Here is a 585-nt window from a genome sequence, read left to right on the forward strand (position 1 = left end):
GTATTAGTGTGTTTGATGTGACCGGTCAGTTTGCGCAAGGCTTGGCTCATCAGGCGGGCTTGCAGGCCGACGTGGCTGTCGCCCATTTCGCCTTCGATCTCGGCTTTAGGCACAAGAGCGGCTACGGAGTCGACAACGACCATATCGATACCTCCTGAGCGTACCAATGTATCGCAGATTTCCAATGCCTGCTCGCCGGTATCCGGTTGGGAGAGATAGAGTTCTTCGACTTTTACACCGAGTTTGCGGGCGTAAATCGGGTCAAAAGCATGCTCGGCATCGATGAATGCGCAGATGCCGCCATTTTTTTGGCATTGAGCAATGGCTTCGAGACAGAGTGTGGTTTTACCGGAGGATTCCGGGCCGAAAATTTCAACCACGCGGCCGCGGGGCAGACCGCCAACGCCGAGTGCCAAGTCCACGCCGAGGGAGCCGGTGGAAATAACATCAAGGTTTTCTTCCTGTTGGCTGCCGTCCATTTTCATGATGGAGCCTTTGCCGAAGTTTTTTTCGATTTGGGCAAGGGCGGCGGCTAAGGCTTTGCTTTTTTCGTCTGACATGTTTTCTCTCCGAAAGGAAATATGA

Annotated in this window: 1 protein-coding gene; it reads right to left on the bottom strand. The window is 53.3% G+C overall.

Features of this window, described 5'->3' with window-relative positions:
* The coding region (locus tag ACTHUM_RS17865) for an ATPase domain-containing protein (protein WP_440403672.1) at window positions 1-560 on the bottom strand (560 nt) is incomplete at its 3' end.
* Between the last annotated feature and the right edge of the window lie 25 nt (window positions 561-585).

This window comes from Neisseria sp. P0021.S006 (assembly GCF_051956895.1).